The 17,531-nt window shown below is 65.8% G+C and carries 14 protein-coding genes; 6 read left to right on the top strand and 8 right to left on the bottom strand.

Annotated elements, in window-relative coordinates; all coding sequences use genetic code 11:
- Positions 1–345: 345 nt before the first annotated feature.
- The 4 genes from C7R54_RS14240 to pagP all read left to right on the top strand — a co-directional run bounded on the left by C7R54_RS14240 (position 346) and on the right by pagP (position 4,093).
- A complete protein-coding gene (locus tag C7R54_RS14240; protein ID WP_129151114.1) occupies positions 346–1,383 on the top strand; it encodes a YeiH family protein in 1,038 nt (345 codons plus the stop codon).
- Positions 1,384–1,481: 98 nt separating this feature from the next.
- Positions 1,482–1,892, top strand: a complete 411-nt coding sequence (locus tag C7R54_RS14235; RefSeq protein WP_129151113.1) for an acyl-CoA thioesterase — start codon at positions 1,482–1,484, stop codon at positions 1,890–1,892.
- Between the two features lie 12 nt (positions 1,893–1,904).
- Positions 1,905–3,383 carry a magnesium transporter gene (gene mgtE / locus C7R54_RS14230; protein WP_129151112.1) on the top strand — a complete coding sequence of 493 codons (1,479 nt, stop codon included), beginning with the start codon at positions 1,905–1,907 and terminating at the stop codon, positions 3,381–3,383.
- A 176-nt stretch (positions 3,384–3,559) separates the two neighbouring features.
- Entirely contained in the window at positions 3,560–4,093 is a 534-nt protein-coding gene (gene pagP, locus C7R54_RS14225) for a lipid IV(A) palmitoyltransferase PagP (RefSeq protein ID WP_129151555.1), read from the top strand.
- 21 nt (positions 4,094–4,114) lie between these two features.
- On the opposite strand, the gene C7R54_RS14220 is transcribed toward pagP, so the two are convergent.
- Positions 4,115–4,684, bottom strand: coding sequence for a gamma-glutamylcyclotransferase (locus tag C7R54_RS14220; protein WP_240039526.1), 570 nt, complete (start codon positions 4,682–4,684; stop codon positions 4,115–4,117).
- A 271-nt stretch (positions 4,685–4,955) separates the two neighbouring features.
- Here C7R54_RS14220 and C7R54_RS14215 point away from each other — a divergent pair, with 271 nt between their 5' ends.
- Positions 4,956–7,307: a molybdopterin-dependent oxidoreductase gene (locus C7R54_RS14215; protein WP_129151110.1), complete on the top strand. Its 2,352-nt coding sequence runs from the start codon at positions 4,956–4,958 to the stop codon at positions 7,305–7,307.
- A 64-nt stretch (positions 7,308–7,371) separates the two neighbouring features.
- Here C7R54_RS14215 and C7R54_RS14210 read toward each other — a convergent pair whose 3' ends face one another.
- The 3 genes from C7R54_RS14210 to C7R54_RS14200 all read right to left on the bottom strand — a co-directional run bounded on the left by C7R54_RS14210 (position 7,372) and on the right by C7R54_RS14200 (position 12,057).
- Positions 7,372–8,091: a VOC family protein gene (locus tag C7R54_RS14210; RefSeq protein WP_129151554.1), complete on the bottom strand. Its 720-nt coding sequence runs from the start codon at positions 8,089–8,091 to the stop codon at positions 7,372–7,374.
- Between the two features lie 35 nt (positions 8,092–8,126).
- Complete coding sequence (gene secA / locus C7R54_RS14205; protein ID WP_129151109.1) at positions 8,127–10,865, bottom strand: preprotein translocase subunit SecA; 2,739 nt, start codon at positions 10,863–10,865, stop codon at positions 8,127–8,129.
- A gap of 175 nt (positions 10,866–11,040) precedes the next feature.
- On the bottom strand, positions 11,041–12,057 hold the full coding sequence (locus tag C7R54_RS14200; protein ID WP_129151553.1) for a M23 family metallopeptidase: 1,017 nt from the start codon (positions 12,055–12,057) through the stop codon (positions 11,041–11,043).
- 40 nt (positions 12,058–12,097) lie between these two features.
- Between C7R54_RS14200 and C7R54_RS14195 the strand changes: the two genes are divergently transcribed.
- Positions 12,098–12,589 (top strand): flagellar hook-length control protein FliK, encoded by a 492-nt coding sequence (locus tag C7R54_RS14195; RefSeq protein ID WP_129151108.1) that lies wholly within the window; start codon positions 12,098–12,100, stop codon positions 12,587–12,589.
- A 119-nt stretch (positions 12,590–12,708) separates the two neighbouring features.
- Here C7R54_RS14195 and lpxC read toward each other — a convergent pair whose 3' ends face one another.
- From lpxC to C7R54_RS14175, 4 genes are all read right to left on the bottom strand, one after another.
- Positions 12,709–13,632: a UDP-3-O-acyl-N-acetylglucosamine deacetylase gene (gene lpxC, locus C7R54_RS14190; protein WP_129151107.1), complete on the bottom strand. Its 924-nt coding sequence runs from the start codon at positions 13,630–13,632 to the stop codon at positions 12,709–12,711.
- 211 nt (positions 13,633–13,843) lie between these two features.
- A complete protein-coding gene (gene ftsZ / locus C7R54_RS14185; RefSeq protein WP_129151106.1) occupies positions 13,844–15,037 on the bottom strand; it encodes a cell division protein FtsZ in 1,194 nt (397 codons plus the stop codon).
- A 439-nt stretch (positions 15,038–15,476) separates the two neighbouring features.
- A complete protein-coding gene (gene ftsA / locus C7R54_RS14180) occupies positions 15,477–16,703 on the bottom strand; it encodes a cell division protein FtsA (protein ID WP_094851864.1) in 1,227 nt (408 codons plus the stop codon).
- Positions 16,704–16,707: 4 nt separating this feature from the next.
- Positions 16,708–17,526: a cell division protein FtsQ/DivIB gene (locus tag C7R54_RS14175; protein ID WP_129151105.1), complete on the bottom strand. Its 819-nt coding sequence runs from the start codon at positions 17,524–17,526 to the stop codon at positions 16,708–16,710.
- Between the last annotated feature and the right edge of the window lie 5 nt (positions 17,527–17,531).

Below are 17,531 nucleotides of genomic sequence, written 5' to 3'. Positions count from 1 at the left end.
GCCAGCCCGCTGCACCGGGCACAGCCCCGGGCACGCTACCGCGCCAGCCCACTGCGCCGGACACAGCCGCGGCGCGCTACCGTGCCAGCCCGCTGCGCCGGGCACAGCCCCCGCGCGCTACCGCGCCGCCCCGCTGCGCCGGGCGCAGCCCCGGGCGCGCGCTGCCGCGCCGGCCTGCTGCGCCGGGCGGCCCCGGCGCGCTCGACGGGCCTCGGCACCGCCACCAAGACATCGGAGTCCGTCCATGATATCGGAAACACTGATATTACATATTCAATAATGCCATTTTTCAAATATCGATGAGCGTTTTAATATTTCTCGTAGTTATTAATTTATATAGAAACCATGTCATCCACCGCGCTTCCCCTCCCCTCCCCCTGGCGCGACAAGCTCAACGGGGTGCTGTTCGTAGGCCTGATGGCCGCCGCCGTCGTCCAGCTGGCCGACCTGCCCGCCATCCGCGGCCTGGGCTTCTCCCCCCTGGTCGTGGGCATCGTCTGCGGCATGGTCTACGGCAACTTCCTGCGCGGCACCATGCCGGCGGACTGGGGCGTGGGCGTCAACTTCACCGCCCGCAAGCTGCTGCGCATCGCGGTGGCGTTCTACGGCCTGAACATCAGCATCCAGCAGATCGCCGCCGTCGGCCTGCCCGGCCTGGCGGTATCGGTGGCGGTAGTGGTCGGCACCCTGGTCCTGGGCACCGTCATCGGCCAACGCCTGCTGGGACTGGACCGCGACACGGCCATGCTGACCTCGGCCGGCAGCGCCATCTGCGGCGCCGCCGCCGTCCTGGCCTTCGAACCGACGCTGCGCGCGCAACCGCACAAGAGCGCGGTGGCGGTGGCCACGGTGGTGCTGTTCGGCACGCTGTCCATGTTCCTCTATCCGGTCTTCTACCGCGCCGGCTGGCTGCACTTCGACACCCAGGCGCTGGGCATCTATATCGGCGGCACGGTGCACGAAGTGGCCCAGGTCGTCGGCGCGGCCAGCAATATCGACCCCGCGACCACCGAAGTCGCCACCATCGTAAAGATGACCCGCGTGGCCCTGCTGGTGCCGGTGCTCCTGGTCCTGGGCCTGTGGCTGCGCGGCAGCCGCGCCAGCGCCGACGGCGCGCCCGCCGCCAAGCTGCCGGTCCCCTGGTTCGCCATCGGCTTCCTGGCGCTGGCCATCGTCAACTCCCTGCACATCCTGCCCGACGCCGTCATTACCGTGGCCAAGCGCCTGGACATCTTCGCCCTGACCATGGCCATGACCGCCTTGGGCATCGAGACCCGCTTCAGCCAGATCCGCAAGGCCGGCCCGCGGGTCATGGCCCTGGGCCTGATCATCTACGCCTGGCTGATTTTCGGCGGCTACGCCATCGTCAAGCTGGCAACCTGACGCCTGGGCGCGACGTCCGGCGGCAGGTCCCTGTCCGCCACAAACGCAAGCGCGTTTTTCCTGCATAATCGGCCGGTTCTCAGCCAGGAACCGGCCTTATGACTTCCAGCAAATCCCAACACTCGAATACCCTGCCCAAGGACCGCGAACCGGTTCTTCGCGTCATGCCCTTGCCGGCTGACGCCAACGTGCACGGGGACGTATTCGGCGGATGGATCATGGCCCAGGTGGACATCGCCGGCTCCATCCCGGCCGCCCAGCGCGCCGCCGGGCGCGTCGCCACGGTGTCGGTCAACTCTTTCGTCTTCAAGCAACCCGTATTCGTGGGCGATGTCTGCAGCTTCTATGCGGAAATCGTCAAGACCGGCACCACCTCGGTGACCGTCTCCGTCGAGGTCTATGCACAACGTCGGCGCCTGGACGCCGAGGTCGTCAAGGTCACGGAGGCCACCCTGGTCTACGTCGCCACCGACGATGCCCGTCGCAGCCGCCCCCTGCCCGCACTCTGACGGACGCCACGCATGACGGAAACCGTCGCGACCAAGCCAGCACCCGTCCGTCCCGCGCCGCGGCGCCTCGACCCCGAGGACGCCCAGCATGCGCTGGCCGAGGTGCATGAGCTGCTGCGCCGCCAGGAGGTGGTCGCCAACCTCGTCCACCGCCAGGAGGAGGGCGACGACAAGGCAGGCCTGGTCGAACAACTGGTGCAGCGCCAGCACGAAGCCGAGCTCAAGACCCTGGTCGACGGCCTGCATCCGGCCGATATCGCCTTCATCCTGGAATCGCTGCCCAAGGACGAGCGGCAGAACGTCTGGCGCCTGGTCAGCCCCGAACACGATGCCGACGTCCTGCTGGAAGTCGAGGACTGGGTCCGCGAATCGCTGATCGAGGCCATGGACCGGCAGGACCTGGTCGCCGCCACGGGCAACCTGGACGCCGACGAGCTGGCCGACCTCGCCCCAGACCTGCCGCCCGACGTGGTGGCCGAGGTGCAGAAGGGCTTGACGGAGGAAGAGCGCGCCCAATTGCTGGAGGCCCTGGGCTACCCGGAAGATAGCGTCGGCGCCATCATGGACTTCGAAATGGTCCGCGTGCGCGAGGACGTGACGCTGGAGGTGGTGCTGCGCTACCTGCGCCGCCTGCACGAACTGCCCGACCATACCGACCAGATCTTCGTGGTCGACCGACAGGACAAGCTGCAAGGCATCCTGCCCTTGTCCACGCTGCTGGTGAGCGAGCCGGAAACCGACGTACGCGAGGTCATGACCACCGACTACCTGTCGTTGGCGCCGCTGGACTCCGATGCCGATGCGGCCGGCGCCTTCGAACGCTACGACCTGGTCTCGGCCCCGGTGGTGGACGAACAGGGCCGCCTGATCGGCCGTGTCACCATCGCCGAGGTCGTCGACGTGATCCGCGAGGACTCGCAGGAGCAGGACCTGTCGCGCGCCGGCCTGCAGGAAGAAGACATCTTCGCGCCGGTCAGGATGGCCTTGCGCAACCGCGCGCCCTGGCTGCTGTTCAACCTCTGCACGGCCGCCACCGCTTCCTTCGTCGCCTCGCGGTTCGAGGACACCGTCAGCCACATCGTCATCCTGGCCTTCCTGATGTCCATCGTCGCCGGCATCGGCGGCAACTCGGGCAACCAGACCATGACCATGATCATCCGCGCCCTGGCGGTCGGGCGCATCACGGGGCGCAACCTGTGGCAGCTGGTCAAGCGCGAGCTGCTGGTGACATTCCTCGTCGGGCTGTGCGGCAGCGTGGTGGCGGCCGGCTTCGCCTGGGGCATTTCGCATTCGGTCTCCATCGCCCTTGTCATGATGGCCGCGATGATCTGCAATATGCTGGTGGGCGCCTCCGTGGGCGTGCTGGTCCCCATGCTGCGGGCCCGCTTCGGGAAGGATCCGGCCATCGGGTCGTCGGTGCTGCTGACATTCGCCACCGACTCGCTCGGGTTTTTCATCTTCCTGGGATTGGCCACCGTCTTTCTGTTGTGAAACCGCCACCTCAACAATTAGTTTCCCTAAAGTACGGGCTCGTCTAGCCAGATTCGACAATTTCCTCACACGCCAGTCATCAAACTGGAACGTTGTCATCCGCATGACATACAAGAGGAGGTTCGATCTTGTCCAGGAAAACAATCGTTCATCGCGCGCGGCTTCAAGTCGCCGCCCTGGCGCTGGCCACGGCCGGTACCGCCCTGCCGGCAGCGGCCCAGGCCTGCGACAGCATGCCAAGCTGGATCCAGTTCGCCTGCAACAGGGCGGACCAGATCTGGAGCACGGGCAACGACGACCTCTATGTCACAGGCTACGCCTGGCACAATCGATCGGCCTATTCCGCCGACAAGATCAAGAGTTTTCGCGAAGAGTCCTGGGGCGGCGGCTACGGGCGCAGCCTCTACGACTCCGATGGCGACTGGCATGGCCTGTACGGCATGGCCTTCCTCGACTCGCACGGTCACGTGGAACCCATCGCGGGCTACGGCTACCAGTCCATCGGACGCGTCGGCAACAACCTGCGCTTCGGCATCGGGTACACCGTTTTCCTGACGGCGCGCCCGGACATCTTCCACTACATCCCCTTCCCTGGCGTACTGCCGCTGGCTTCGATCGGCTACGACAAGGCGACCTTCTACGCCACCTATATTCCTGGCGGCAGCGGGAACGGCAACGTATTGTTCATGTTCGGGAAGTGGTCCTTCTGATTTCCAGGCAGGGCACCGGAATCAGCAGGCAGGGGCCAGGCGGCGCACCAGGGCGCCCAGCCGGCAATCCTCGATGCCGTTGGCGCGCAGCGCCTTGTCGGTCTCCACGACATATTCCAGGCAGGCGCCCGACCGGCCGACCGCGGTCCGGATGGCAGCCATGCGGCTTTCCTCGGTGAGTTCGCCCGCGTAGTTGGCGCAGCCACGATTGAGCACGAAGACCAGTCCGCTGACGCAGCCTGCATCGCCATGGCAGTTCAGCCAGCGCGGCGTGTAGGCCCCGTCTATCATTTCGCGCTCCCAGAGGGCGGCGAAGGCCACCGGAACGTCGGCGGCGGCCACGCGAAAAGCGACGCCCCGGCAGCAGCCGCCGCGGTCCAGTCCGAAGACCAGCCCGGGCGTTTCACGGGAACCGCGGTGGTGATGGGACCACAGGCAGAGGGACCGGTGGTAGCCCTTGACGGTGGTGATGCGGCGCTCCTGCCAGGCAAAGCCCGGGCGCCAGATCAGCGAACCGTAAGCGAAAACCCAGAGGTCGTCGGTGCCATTCCAGTGTCGCAAGACACTGTCCAAAGAATCGTGCTCCGGCATTTGCGCCTGGACGCACGGCAACTCAGAGACTACCGCCGACATAATGAATAAGCCTATCCGTTTGCCCGTTCGCTCCGTTCGGGTCAGTGCCTATGCTAAACCTCGGGATGGGAAAAAGGATCGCACGATGACGATGGCGTGACCGCCTGAAATAAAAATCGCGTTCTCGTTGCTGCGTCACAACGAAAAATTTTGCTCGCGGGCCCGACGACCATTGGAATTCCCGGCCAACGGATGGATGGCCGGCGGCTATCTGGGCGACAATGCCCGCATGTCCCCTGTCACCCGCCACCCAACGCTGTCGCACTGGGGCGCCTATACCGCGCTGGTGCAGGACGGCCGCCTGGTCGCCTGCGAGCCTTTCCCGCACGATCCGGCGCCCTCCAGCCTGATACACGCGATGCCCGCCATGGTCCATTCCCCGCTGCGCGTGCGGCGACCGGCGGTGCGCGAGGGCTGGCTGCGCAACCGCGACACCAGCGGCCGGGGCAGCGACCGCTATGTGGAGATAAGCTGGGAGCGAGCATTGCGGCTGGTGCACGAGGAGCTCCAGCGCGTGCGCGCCCAATACGGCCCCCATGGCGTATTCGGCGGATCCTATGGCTGGGCCTCGGCCGGACGGGTGCACAGCGCGATCACCCAGACCCATCGCTTCCTCCATGCCGGCGGAGGTTGCGTCGAGCAGGCAGGCAATTACAGCTGGGGGGCCGCGCAATTCCTGCTGCCCCATGTCATCGGCACCTACAAACCGCTGACGGGACGGGTCACCGACTGGAACAGCGTTTCGCGCCACACCGAACTGCTGGTGGCCTTCGGCGGCATGCCCTTGCGGAATGCGCAGATGGTCGCCGGGGGCGCCGGCGCCCACACCACGGAACACTGGTTGCGCCGTACGGCGGAACGCGGCGCGCGCTTCGTCATCGTCTCGCCCACTCGCGGCGACGTGCCGCCGTGGCTGGACGCGGACTGGATACCCATCCGCCCCAATACGGACGCGGCCATGATGATCGCCATGGCCCATACCCTGCTGGCGGAGTCCCGGCACGACGAGACCTTCCTGCACACGCACTGCACAGGTTACGCCGCCTATGCCGCCTATCTGCGCGGCGACCACGACGGCCAGCCCAAGGACGCCGATTGGGCGCAAGCGATCTGCGGCGTGCCGGCCGCCACCATCCGCGCGCTGGCGCGGACAGCGGCCGGCTGCCGGACCCTGATCAACTGCACCTGGTCGCTGCAACGGGCCCATCGGGGCGAACAGCCGTACTGGGCCAGCATCGCCCTGGCCGCCATGCTGGGGCAGATCGGCCTGCCGGGCGGCGGCTTCTCCTTCGGCACGGGATCGATCAACAGCGCCTCCAACCCCCGCCCCGACGTCGCCGGACCCGACATGCCGGAACTGCGCAATCCGGCGCCACGTGCCATTCCAGTGGCCCGGATCGCCGACATGCTGCTGGCGCCCGGCGCCGAATACCAGTTCAACGGCCGTACCGGCATCTATCCGGACGTTCGCCTGGTTTACTGGGCGGGCGGCAATCCCTTCCATCACCACCAGGACCTGAACCGCCTGGCGCGCGCGTGGCGCAAGCCCGAAACCATCGTCGTGCACGAAAGCTGGTGGACGCCGACCGCCAAGCGCGCCGATATCGTCCTGCCCGCCACCACCACGCTCGAACGCAGGGACATCGGCGGCTCCACGCGCGACCGCTATGTCTTCGCCATGCACCAGGCCCTGCCGCCCCAGGGCGAAAGCCGCAACGACTTCGACATCTATCGCGAACTGGCGGCGATGGGCGGCTTCGAAGCCACCTTCACCGAAGGCCGCGACGAGATGGCCTGGATACGCCATGTCTATGCCAGCATGGCCGAGCGCTGGCGCAAGGGCCCGATCGCCATGCCGGAACCGCCGTCCTTCGACCAGTTCTGGCAACAGGGGTATCTCGAACTGCCACGGACCGAACGCGATTTCATCCTGTTCGAGGATTTCCGGCAGGACCCGGCCGCGCATCCGCTACAGACGCCTTCCGGCCGCATCGAACTCTATTCGGAAAAGGTCGCCGGCTTCGGCTATGAAGACTGCCCCCCGCACCCATGCTGGCTGCCGCCGGCGGAGTGGCTGGGCGCGCCGGCGGCGCGGCAATGGCCCTTGCACCTGATCACCAGCCAGCCGGCCGACCGCCTGCATTCACAGCTCGACCCCGCGCCGCAATCCCGTCGCCACAAGATCCGGGACCGCGAACCCGTGCGTATCAACCCGGACGACGCGGCCGGCCGCGGCATCAAGGATGGCATGCTGGTTCGTGTGTTCAATGCGCGGGGCGCCTGCCTGGCCGGCGCCGTACTGGACATCGGTGTAAGCCCTGGCGTGCTGGTCATGTCGACCGGCGCCTGGTTCGATCCGGGCGAGGCGGTCGAGCGGCACGGCAACCCCAATGTGCTGACGCTGGACATCGGCACGTCTCAACTCTCGCAGGGCACCAGCGCCTTGTCGGCCCTGGTCGATGTCGAACCCTGGACCGGGCCGGTGCCGGACATGCGGGCCTATGAGTCGCCCGTGGTTTCGAGGGGCGAGGATCCGAGGGGCGAGATCTGGGCAGGTGAAGCCCCGATGGACGGAGCTTGAGGGATAAGACTACAGCGGATAAGACTACGGCGGATAAGACTACGGCGGATAAGACTACGACGGGTCAGATCCCGATATCCAGGGTGTAGTGGCTGCCCGCCCGGTTTTCCAGCGTCAGCGCCACCAGTCCCGCCTGGCTCGCGGCGGCATCGGTCGCCACGTGCAAGCGCACATTGCCCAGCAAGACATCCCAACCGTCTCCGGCCGCCTCGACCGGCACGTCCGCCACGCGCGCGATGGCCGTCGCCGTGTCGCGGGCATCGGGCGAGCGCGCATCGATGCGCGTCACCGACGTGGCGCCATTCGCGTGGGCCATCAGCGCCGGCGTCCAGACGTATTCGGGCGTGACATGGCGGCAGAAGTACATCCGGATGCCGGGCACGGGCTGTTCGGCGAAGCGCACGGTGTGGAACTGCGCCTCGACCTCCTGGCCTTCGAATTGCGCGCTGCGCTTGAGGACCTGCACCGGATTGACGGCATAGCCGGCATCACGCAGGCGCTCGTACGTCGCCTGCGCGTCGTTGGTGCGCAGGACCAGGGCTTCCAGGCCCAGCGGCGAATCCGCGATTTCCTTGCGTGCCGGCGGCTTGCCCGGCGGCCAGCCCAGCAGTTCGATATACGCGCTTTCCAGCACGATCAGGCGATTCCACGACCCCAGGTTGTGCACCGCCGTCTCGCTGAGCGTATAGCCCTGGCGCTCGAAGTGCGGCGCCAGGTCTTGCAGGCGATCGCGCACCATGATCACGGCATGATCGAACTCGGTACGTCCCACCGCATGCAGCATGGCGCTCTCCTCCGACACGTCCAGGGCGGCGCTGGTCAGACCAACTTGCCGTGGCACTGCTTGTACTTCTTGCCGCTGCCGCAGGGGCAGGGATCGTTGCGTCCCACCTTGGGCAGCGCATTGCGCTGGGGCGCCTGGCCTTGCGGCTGGCCGTCCTGGTTGGCCAGGGCCTCGTCATAGTCGGAATGGTGGTACTGCACGTTCTGCACATGCGGCTGGGCGGCTTCCGCCTCGGCCTCGGCGACCTGCTCCTGCGACTGGATGCGCACGGTCATCAGCACGCGCACGACGTCGTCGCGAATACGGTCCAGCATGCCCGAGAACAGTTCGAAGGCCTCGCGCTTGTACTCCTGCTTGGGGTTCTTCTGCGCATAGCCGCGCAGATGGATGCCCTGGCGCAGGAAATCCAGCGAAGACAAGTGTTCGCGCCAATGCTGGTCGATCGCCTGCAGCATGATCGAACGCTCGAACTGGGCCCAGGCTTCCGCGCCTACCTGCGTCGCCTTGGCGCGATAGATATCGCGCGCCGCCTGCAGCACGCGCTCGTGCAAGTCTTCGTCGGTCAGGTTGGGTTCTTTTTCCAGCATCTCGGTCAACGGCAGTTCGATCTGCCAGTCGCCTTCCAGCGTGCGCTGCAGGCCCGGGATGTCCCACTGCTCCTCGACCGATTCCGCCGGCACGAACTTGCGGAACATTTCGGTCACGGCGGCGTCGCGCAGGTTCTCCACGGTGTCGCTGACCGAGCTTGCTTCCAGCACGTCATTGCGCTGGGAATAAAGCACCTTGCGCTGGTCGTTGGCGACGTCGTCGTATTCCAGCAATTGCTTGCGGATGTCGAAGTTGCGTCCTTCCACCTTGCGCTGCGCGGTCTCGATGGAACGCGTCACCATGCCGGCCTCGATGGGCTCGCCCTCGGGCAGCTTCAGGCGTTCCATGATGGCGCGGACACGGTCGCCCGCGAAAATGCGCATCAGCGGATCTTCCAGCGACAGGTAGAAGCGCGAGGAGCCCGGGTCGCCCTGGCGTCCGGCACGGCCGCGCAGCTGGTTATCGATACGGCGCGACTCGTGGCGCTCCGTGCCGATGATGCGCAGGCCGCCGGCCGCCTTGACCTGGTCGTTCATCGGCTTCCATTCGGCGCGTATCCTGGCGATGCGCGCTTCCTTTTCCGCCTCGTCCAGGCTGGCATCGGCGCGCACCAGGTCGACCTGCTTGTCGACGCTGCCGCCCAGCACGATGTCGGTACCGCGGCCCGCCATGTTGGTGGCGATGGTGATATGGCCGGGCTTGCCGGCCTCGGCCACGATCTCCGCTTCACGCGCGTGCTGCTTGGCGTTGAGCACTTCGTGCTTGAGCTTGGCGCGCTGGAGCAGGCCGGACAGCAGCTCGGAGTTCTCGATGCTGGTGGTGCCCACCAGCACGGGCTGGCCGCGCTGGTGGCAGTCGCGGATGTCTTCCAGGATGGCGTTGTACTTTTCCTGGTGGGTCTTGAAGACCTGGTCGTTCTGGTCCTTGCGGACCATGGGCTTGTTGGTCGGGATGATGACCGTTTCCAGCCCGTAGATTTCCTGGAATTCGTAGGCTTCCGTGTCGGCCGTGCCGGTCATGCCCGACAGCTTGTCGTACATGCGGAAGTAGTTCTGGAAGGTAATCGACGCCAGCGTCTGGTTTTCGTGCTGGATCTTGACGCCTTCCTTGGCCTCGACCGCCTGGTGCAGACCATCGGACCAGCGGCGGCCCACCATCAGGCGGCCGGTGAATTCGTCGACGATGACCACTTCGCCGTCCTGCACCACGTACTGCTGGTCGCGGAAGAACAGCGTGTTGGCGCGCAGGGCGACCATCAGGTGATGCATGAGCGCGATATGGCGCGGGTCGTACAGGGACTCGCCCTCGGGCAGCAGGGCCAGGCGGCTCAGGATCTGCTCGGCATGCTCATGGCCCGCCTCGGACAGGTAGACCTGCTGGCTCTTTTCGTCGACCCAGTAATCGCCTTCCGGTTCCGGTTCCTGCGGCTTGGGCTCGGACGCCATGCGCGTCAGCAAGGGCGGCACCGCGTTCATGCGGATATAGAGTTCGGTGTGGTCCTCGGCCTGGCCGGAGATGATCAGCGGCGTGCGCGCCTCGTCGATCAGGATGGAGTCCACTTCGTCGACGATGGCGTAGGCCAGCTCGCGCTGGCGACGATCCTCGACGCGGTACTCCATGTTGTCGCGCAGGTAGTCGAAGCCGAACTCGTTATTGGTGCCGTACGTGATGTCGGCGGCGTAGGCCGCCTTCTTCTCTTCGTTGGGCTGCTGCGGCACCACCACGCCGGTGGACATGCCCAGGAAACGATACAGGCGGCCCATCCACTCCGCGTCGCGGCGGGCCAGGTAGTCGTTGACGGTCACGACGTGCACGCCACGGCCGGACAGCGCGTTCAGGTATACCGGCAGCGTCGCCATCAGCGTCTTGCCTTCACCGGTGCGCATTTCGGCGATCTTGCCGTTGTGCAGCGTGATGCCGCCCAACATCTGCACGTCGAAATGGCGCATGCCGAAGACCCGCTTGCCCGCCTCGCGAACGACAGCGAAGGCTTCCGGCAAAAGGTCGTCCAGCGTGGCGCCTTCCTTGTAGCGCTTGCGGAACTCGTCGGTCTTGGCGGCCAGCGCTTCGTCCGACAGCGCGGCGATGCCCGACTCCAGTCCGTTGATCTGGCTGACGATCTTGCGATATTGCTTCAGCAACCTGTCGTTGCGACTGCCGATGAGTTTCTTGAGCAGAAAAAGCATGCGTATTGGGGCCGCGCGCCAAGCCTCCCGGTAATGGGATGCCCGTCGTGCGGCGATCTTTTAGTTGATGGAGCGGACGCGTCCGCTGGCAAACGATCGAGTGTAACGCACCTGGGGATGAAGCCCCGGGTGGTGTGACAGGAATGTCACGCCCTTGACGGCGTGACCGTCACATTCAGCCGCCCGTGGGGGACGGCGCCGTTGCCAGGGCCGGCGGCGCGGTGGCCGGCGGACCGATGAAGAGCTTGGGATCGAGCGGCTGGCCGGCCAGCCGCACTTCGAAATGCAGGTGCGAACCGGTGGAGCGCCCGGAAGAGCCGACGCGCGCGACGATCTGGCCCCGCTCGACCACGTCGCCTTTCTTGACCAGCAGTTCCGACGCATGCGCATAGCGCGTGGACATGCCGTCGCCGTGATCGATTTCCAGCATATTGCCGTAGCCGCTTTCGGGGCCGGCCTCGGTCACCACGCCGCCCGCGGCGGCCGCGATGGGGGTCCCGCGCGGCGCGGGAAAATCCACGCCTTCGTGCATGGCGTAACGGCCCGTCACCGGATTGCGACGCCAGCCATAGGAAGAGCTCAAATAGGTATAGCCGTCCAGCGGCATGGACGTCGGCAGCCGGGCCAGGTCGCCGGAACGGCGCGTCAAGGCGGCGTCCAGCATGTCCATCGTGCTGGATTGCGCGGATGCGTGGGCCAGCAGGGCATCGAGCTGGCGCCCAAGCGCCTGGGCCGAGCCGGGATCCAGCGACGGCGGCTCCCTGTCGGTGAAGTTGTCATCCATGACCTCATCGGCCTGCGGATCGGCCGGCTGCGCCATGGCCTGGGCGTCGCCGCGCGCCGGCTGCTTGTTCCCCTGCTCCGGGGCCGCCTGAGGGTCGGCCAGGGTCACCCCCGCCGCCACGGCCAGCCGCCGACTGAGGGCGTCCATGCCGATCAGCTTGGCCTGCAGGGCGCCGACGCGCCCCGCCAGCATGTTCAGGTTATCGCGGACGAAGGCGGCATTGCGCATGGCCTGCTCGGAAGCCAGCGGGATGACGTCGCCGCCGGCGTGGGGGGCCGACAGGTTGCGATACATGGACGCCCCGTAGGCGCCTATCATCGCGGCCAGCGCCAGCAGGGTACCCAGCACCAACGCAAGGCGCCCCCCGCCCAGGGTCAAATGCCCGTCCGAATCGCCGCGGGCATGCATAATGACTATCTTCAAAGCTCGCTATCCTTTCTAGTCCGGCATGAGAAAGACTCCCTACCGTCGTCCGCGTTCCGCGCCGGGGCGCCAGCAGGCTACCGCCCTGGGATGGCTGGGGCATGACAACCATGCCGCCAGCATGCTGGCCACCGCCCGGCTGCACATGCAGATACAAGCCGCCGTGGCCAAGATCCTACCGCCGGCGCTGGGCGAAGTGTGCCGTGTGGCACGCCTTGAAACTAATAAGTTGCAACTGGCCGTACCAAGCGCCGCGCACGCGGCCAAGCTGCGCCAGATGGCGCCGCGGGTTGCCCAGGCACTGACGGCCGCCGGCTGGCAACTGGACGAAATCTCCGTCAAGGTGCAGGCCGGCCTGATGCCCCCGCCCGCGCCGCCCCCGCCACGCGAGGCCGCGCCGCTGGATGACCAGGCGCTGGAGGCGTTCGACACGCTGCGGAAGAACCTGCGGCCAGGCAAGCTGGCCGATGCCGTGGCGCGCCTGCTCAGGCATCACAAGCCCACGTCGGAGTCCTAGGGGCCGGCGCGGGCGCCGTTACGGCAGGAAGCAGCCGGTCCGAAACGGTCCGAATCAGGCCAAATCGGCCCGAAGTCGGTCCGAAAATCGGCCCGAAGTCGACCCGAAAGCAGCTCGGATCAGGCCATTTTCCACTCGTAGCGGAAGGCCTTGGGCGCCGCCGCCTGCGACTCGTAGGTCACCAGTTCCCAGCTTTCCTGCTGGGCCAGCAGCGCGCGCGCCAGCTGGTTGTTCATGTAGTGGCCGGACTTGCACGCCACGTAGCGCGCCACCAGGGGCTTGCCAAGCAGGTACAGGTCGCCGATGGCGTCCAGGATCTTGTGCTTGACGAACTCATCGTCATAGCGCAATCCGTCGCTGTTCAACACGCGGAATTCGTCCATGACGATCGCGTTGTCCAGGCTGCCGCCCCGGGCCAGGCCCATGGACCGCAGCGTTTCGACTTCATTGACGAAGCCGAAGGTACGGGCACGCGCGATTTCGCGCGTGTAGGAATGGGTGGCGAAGTCGATCTCGGCGAAATTCGCCGTCGAATCGATGGCCGGATGACTGAAGTCGATGGAAAAGGCCAGCGCGAAGCCGTCGTGCGGCTCCAGGCGCGCCCACTTCTCGTTGCGTCCTTCACCCTCGCGTACCTCGATGGGCTTGAGCACGCGGATGAACTGCTTGGGCGCGTTCTGTTCCACGATGCCGGCCGAGCGCAGCAGGTAGACGAACGTCGCCGCGCTGCCGTCCATGATGGGCACTTCTTCGGCGGTCAGGTCCACGTGCAGGTTGTCGATGCCCAGGCCGGCCAGGGCCGACATCAGATGCTCGACGGTGGAAACCCGTACGTTGCCCTGTTGCAGCACCGACGCCATGCGCGTATCGCCGACCCCGGTCGCTTGCGCCGGCAGATCGACGACCTCGGGCAGGTCGATGCGATGGAAAACAATCCCCGTATTCGGCGCAGCAGGACGCAGGGTGAGCTCCACCCGGCGGCCGGAGTGGACGCCCACGCCGGTCGTCTTGACCAGATTTTGAATGCTGCGCTGACGGAACATGGGAATGAATCTTGTTTTTTGAGAGTAGCCGGCTGAATGCCCGCAAAAGCCAACTTAACCCTGGGAGTGTAACTCTATTGCAACGCAGCGACAAACGAGACGAAGGTATACGTCCCTGGTTATCCAGCGTCGGCGGTTATTCCCCTCCGGCCCGCGCTGGGGTATCGCGGGCCGGAGAACAGGGAGTTGGAGCCGTCGGATGACCCTAAGCTCAGTCCGCCTGCTTGCGCAGGAAAGCCGGAATGTCGAAGTGGTCCATGCCCGAGCTTTCCAGGGCACGCACCTGGGCCGACGCCTGGCTGCGCGGGTTGCGCATCACCGACGGCATGTCCAGATTGCGATAGTCGCCCTGGGCAGCGCCGCCGTTGTGCTGCATCCCGCCCATGGGCAGGTTGTCGGTGCCGGTGCGCAGCACTTCAGCCGTGCTCTGGACCAGTTGCGGACGGCTGGCCGCGCGGCCCAGGCCGGTGGCGACCACGGTCACACGCAGGTTTTCACCCATCGACTCGTCGTAGGCGGTGCCGAAGATCACGGTGGCGTCGTCCGAGGCGTAGCCGCGGATCGTTTCCATGATTTCGCGCGTTTCGCGCATCTTCAGCGAACGGCTGGCGGTGATGTTCACCAGCACGCCACGGGCGCCATGCAGGTCGATGCCTTCCAGCAGCGGGCAGGCGATGGCGTGTTCGGCGGCGACGCGGGCGCGGTCGGCGCCGGCGGCGGTGGCCGTGCCCATCATGGCCTGGCCCTGCTCGCCCATGATCGTCTTGACGTCTTCGAAGTCGACGTTGACGTTGCCTTCGACGTTGATGATTTCGGCGATGCCGGCGCAGGCGTTGTGCAGGATGTCGTCGGCCGACTTGAAGCAGTCTTCCTGCGTCGCATCCTCGTCCATCAGGTCGTACAGGTTTTCGTTCAGCACCACGATCAGCGAGTGCACGTGCTTGGCCAGCTCGTTGATGCCGTCTTCGGCCATCTTCAAGCGCTTGTTGCCTTCGAACTGGAACGGCTTGGTGACGACACCCACCGTCAGGATACCCAGCTCCTTGGCCACTTCCGCCACGACCGGCCCCGCGCCCGTGCCCGTGCCGCCGCCCATGCCCGCGGTGATGAACACCATGTGGGCGCCATTGAGCGCGGCGCGGATTTCCTCGCGCGCGGTTTCGGCCGAGGCACGCCCCTGCTCCGGCTTGGCGCCGGCGCCCAGGCCGGTACGGCCCAGACGAATCTGCACCGGCGCGTTGGTCGCGGCCAGTGCCTGGGCGTCGGTATTCGCGCAGATGAAGTCCACGCCGTTAACGCCGTTACGGATCATATGCGCCACGGCGTTGCCGCCGGCGCCCCCAACACCAACCACCTTGATAACGGTGCCTTTGGTGCTGTTATCAAGCATTTCAAAGTTCATCATGATTGACGACTCCCTCAAGTCTTAAACGCAAATCACAAGAAATTTCCCCGATGCCGCATTCTTTGTGAATCGCCTCAAAGCCGATGCCGGTCCTGGTGACCCGCAACGGGTTTGAAGCGCCTCCGTCAGCGCGCCGTTCACCCGCCTGGCGCGCCCCGGATACCGGCGACAGCCCGGTACCCTTTCTTACTGCTCACTCGTCCTACGCAAACCACGAAAATACAAATGCCTCGAAGTCTGCTACCAACTTCAAATTGCTGCCACTACTAAATGATGCGAACTACTAAATACTTCCCAAAAAATTCGATCCCCAAGCCCACCACACCGCACCACCCCAACTAAAGAACTCCACCGCGATCGAGGCACAGCGGATCCGGGTCCCCCGGTCCGCCAGTGCGCCCCCCTGGGGGGGAAGGCGCGCAGCGCCTTCGGGGGGGGGTCAGTTCATAAACCACTCTTTCATGCGCGTCAGCAAGCTCTTGAAATTCCCGGTCTGCGCGGCCACCTTGCGGCCCCGCACGCGCTGCATGCGAGCTTCCTGCAACAAGCCCATGACCGTCGAGAAGCGCGGATTGCGCATGACATCGGCCAGGCTGCCCTCGTATTCCGGCACCGCCACGCGTACCGGCTTCAGGAACACGTCCTCGGCCAGTTCCACCATGCCCGGCAGTTGCGCCGACCCGCCCGTCAGGACCACGCCCGACGCCAGCAGGTCTTCATAGCCGGAATCCCGCACCACTTGCTGCACCAGCGTGAACAACTCTTCGATGCGCGGCTCGATAACGGCACCAAGCGCCTGCCTCTTAACCAGCCGCGGCCCACGATCGCCCAGGCCCGGCACCTCGACGGTTTCGTCGGGACTGGCCAGCACCTGCTTGGCCACGCCATAACGCAGCTTGATTTCCTCGGCGTCCGGCGTGGGCGTACGCAGCATGGCCGCGATATCGTTGGTGATCTGGTCCCCGGCGATCGGGATCACGGCCGTATGGCGAATCGCGCCACCCGTGAAAATCGCCACATCGGTGGTCCCCCCGCCGATGTCCACCAGGACGACGCCCAACTCCTTTTCATCCGCGGTCAGGCACGCAAGGCTGGACGCCAACGGTTGCAAAATAAGGTCTTGCACTTCCAGGCCGCAGCGGCGCACGCACTTGACGATGTTCTGCGCCGCGCTCACCGCGCCCGTCACGATATGGACCCGCACTTCCAGGCGCAGGCCACTCATGCCGATGGGTTCACGTATGTCCTCCTGGCCGTCGACGATGAACTCCTGCGTCAGCACGTGCAGCACCTGCTGATCCGTCGGGATGTTCACCGCCTTGGCGGTCTCGATGACGCGGGCCACGTCCGTGGAGGTCACTTCCTTGTCCTTGACGGCCACCATGCCGCTGGAATTGAAGCTGCGGATGTGGCTGCCGGCAATGCCCGTGTAGACGTCGCGTATCTTGCAATCCGCCATCAACTCCGCTTCCTCCAGCGCACGCTGGATCGAGTTGACGGTGGTTTCGATATTGACCACGACGCCCTTGCGCATGCCGCGGGACTCGTGCTGGCCCAGGCCCAGCACCTCGAAGCGGTTCTCCGGCAGGATCTCGGCGACCACGGCCACCACCTTGCTGGTGCCGATATCGAGGGCGACGATTAGGTCCTTGATGTCACGGGTCATGTTGTCAACGCTTTTTCGGGATGGGTTTCGATTTCGGTTTTTCGGGTTCGGGGAGCGGCGCCAGCGCCAAGGCAAAGCCATTGGGATAACGCAGATCGGCTTGCAATACCGTACGGCCCTCCAGTTTCGACATCAAGGCCGGCCAAGCCTGCACAAAACGTTGAATGCGCGCCGCGAAAGGCAAGGCGCCCGGCGGCCCGTTCGGATCCGGCGCGTCCGCGCCCGGATCCCGCCCCAGGTCCAGCAGCAGGCCGTTGGACAACTTGGCCCGCCAGGCATACCGCGCGCTCAAGTCCAGTTCCTGCACCCGCATATCCAGCGGCGCGAACCAGCGCGCCAGTTCGGCATAGCGCTGCACCACGAGGCTTTCGCTGCCATCCGGCCCGGAAAAATGCGGCAGCGCGTCCTCGTCGTCCAGCTCGCCCGTATTGGCCGTGAACGATTCGCCCCAGGTGTTGATCATCTGGTTCTCGTTCCACAGCGCCAGCGGCTGCTGCTCCTCGATACGCACACGCAGCGTGTTGGGCCAGATCCGGCGCACGGTCGCATGGCGCACCCAGGGCACGGACTCGAACAGCTCGCGCGCGCTGTCCAGGTTGACCGTAAAGAAGTTGCCCACCATCTCGCCGGCTATCGTGGCCCGCACGCTGGCCGGCGACACATAGTGCAGCTGCGAATCCGGCATGGGCTCCAGTTCGATGGCAGCCAGGTTGAAATACGGCCGCTTGGCCAGCCACACGACCCCACCGGCCAGCATGGCCAGTACCGCGCACACGGCCAGCGTGTTCGCGATGAGGTTGGTGAGTCGGGCGTCGTTCCACACGGATC

The organism is Achromobacter aloeverae, assembly GCF_004121055.1.
Classification (GTDB): domain Bacteria; phylum Pseudomonadota; class Gammaproteobacteria; order Burkholderiales; family Burkholderiaceae_B; genus Bordetella_C; species Bordetella_C aloeverae.
The sequence above is the reverse complement of the archived record's forward strand: the minus strand, read 5'-3'. Positions and strand labels throughout refer to the sequence as shown.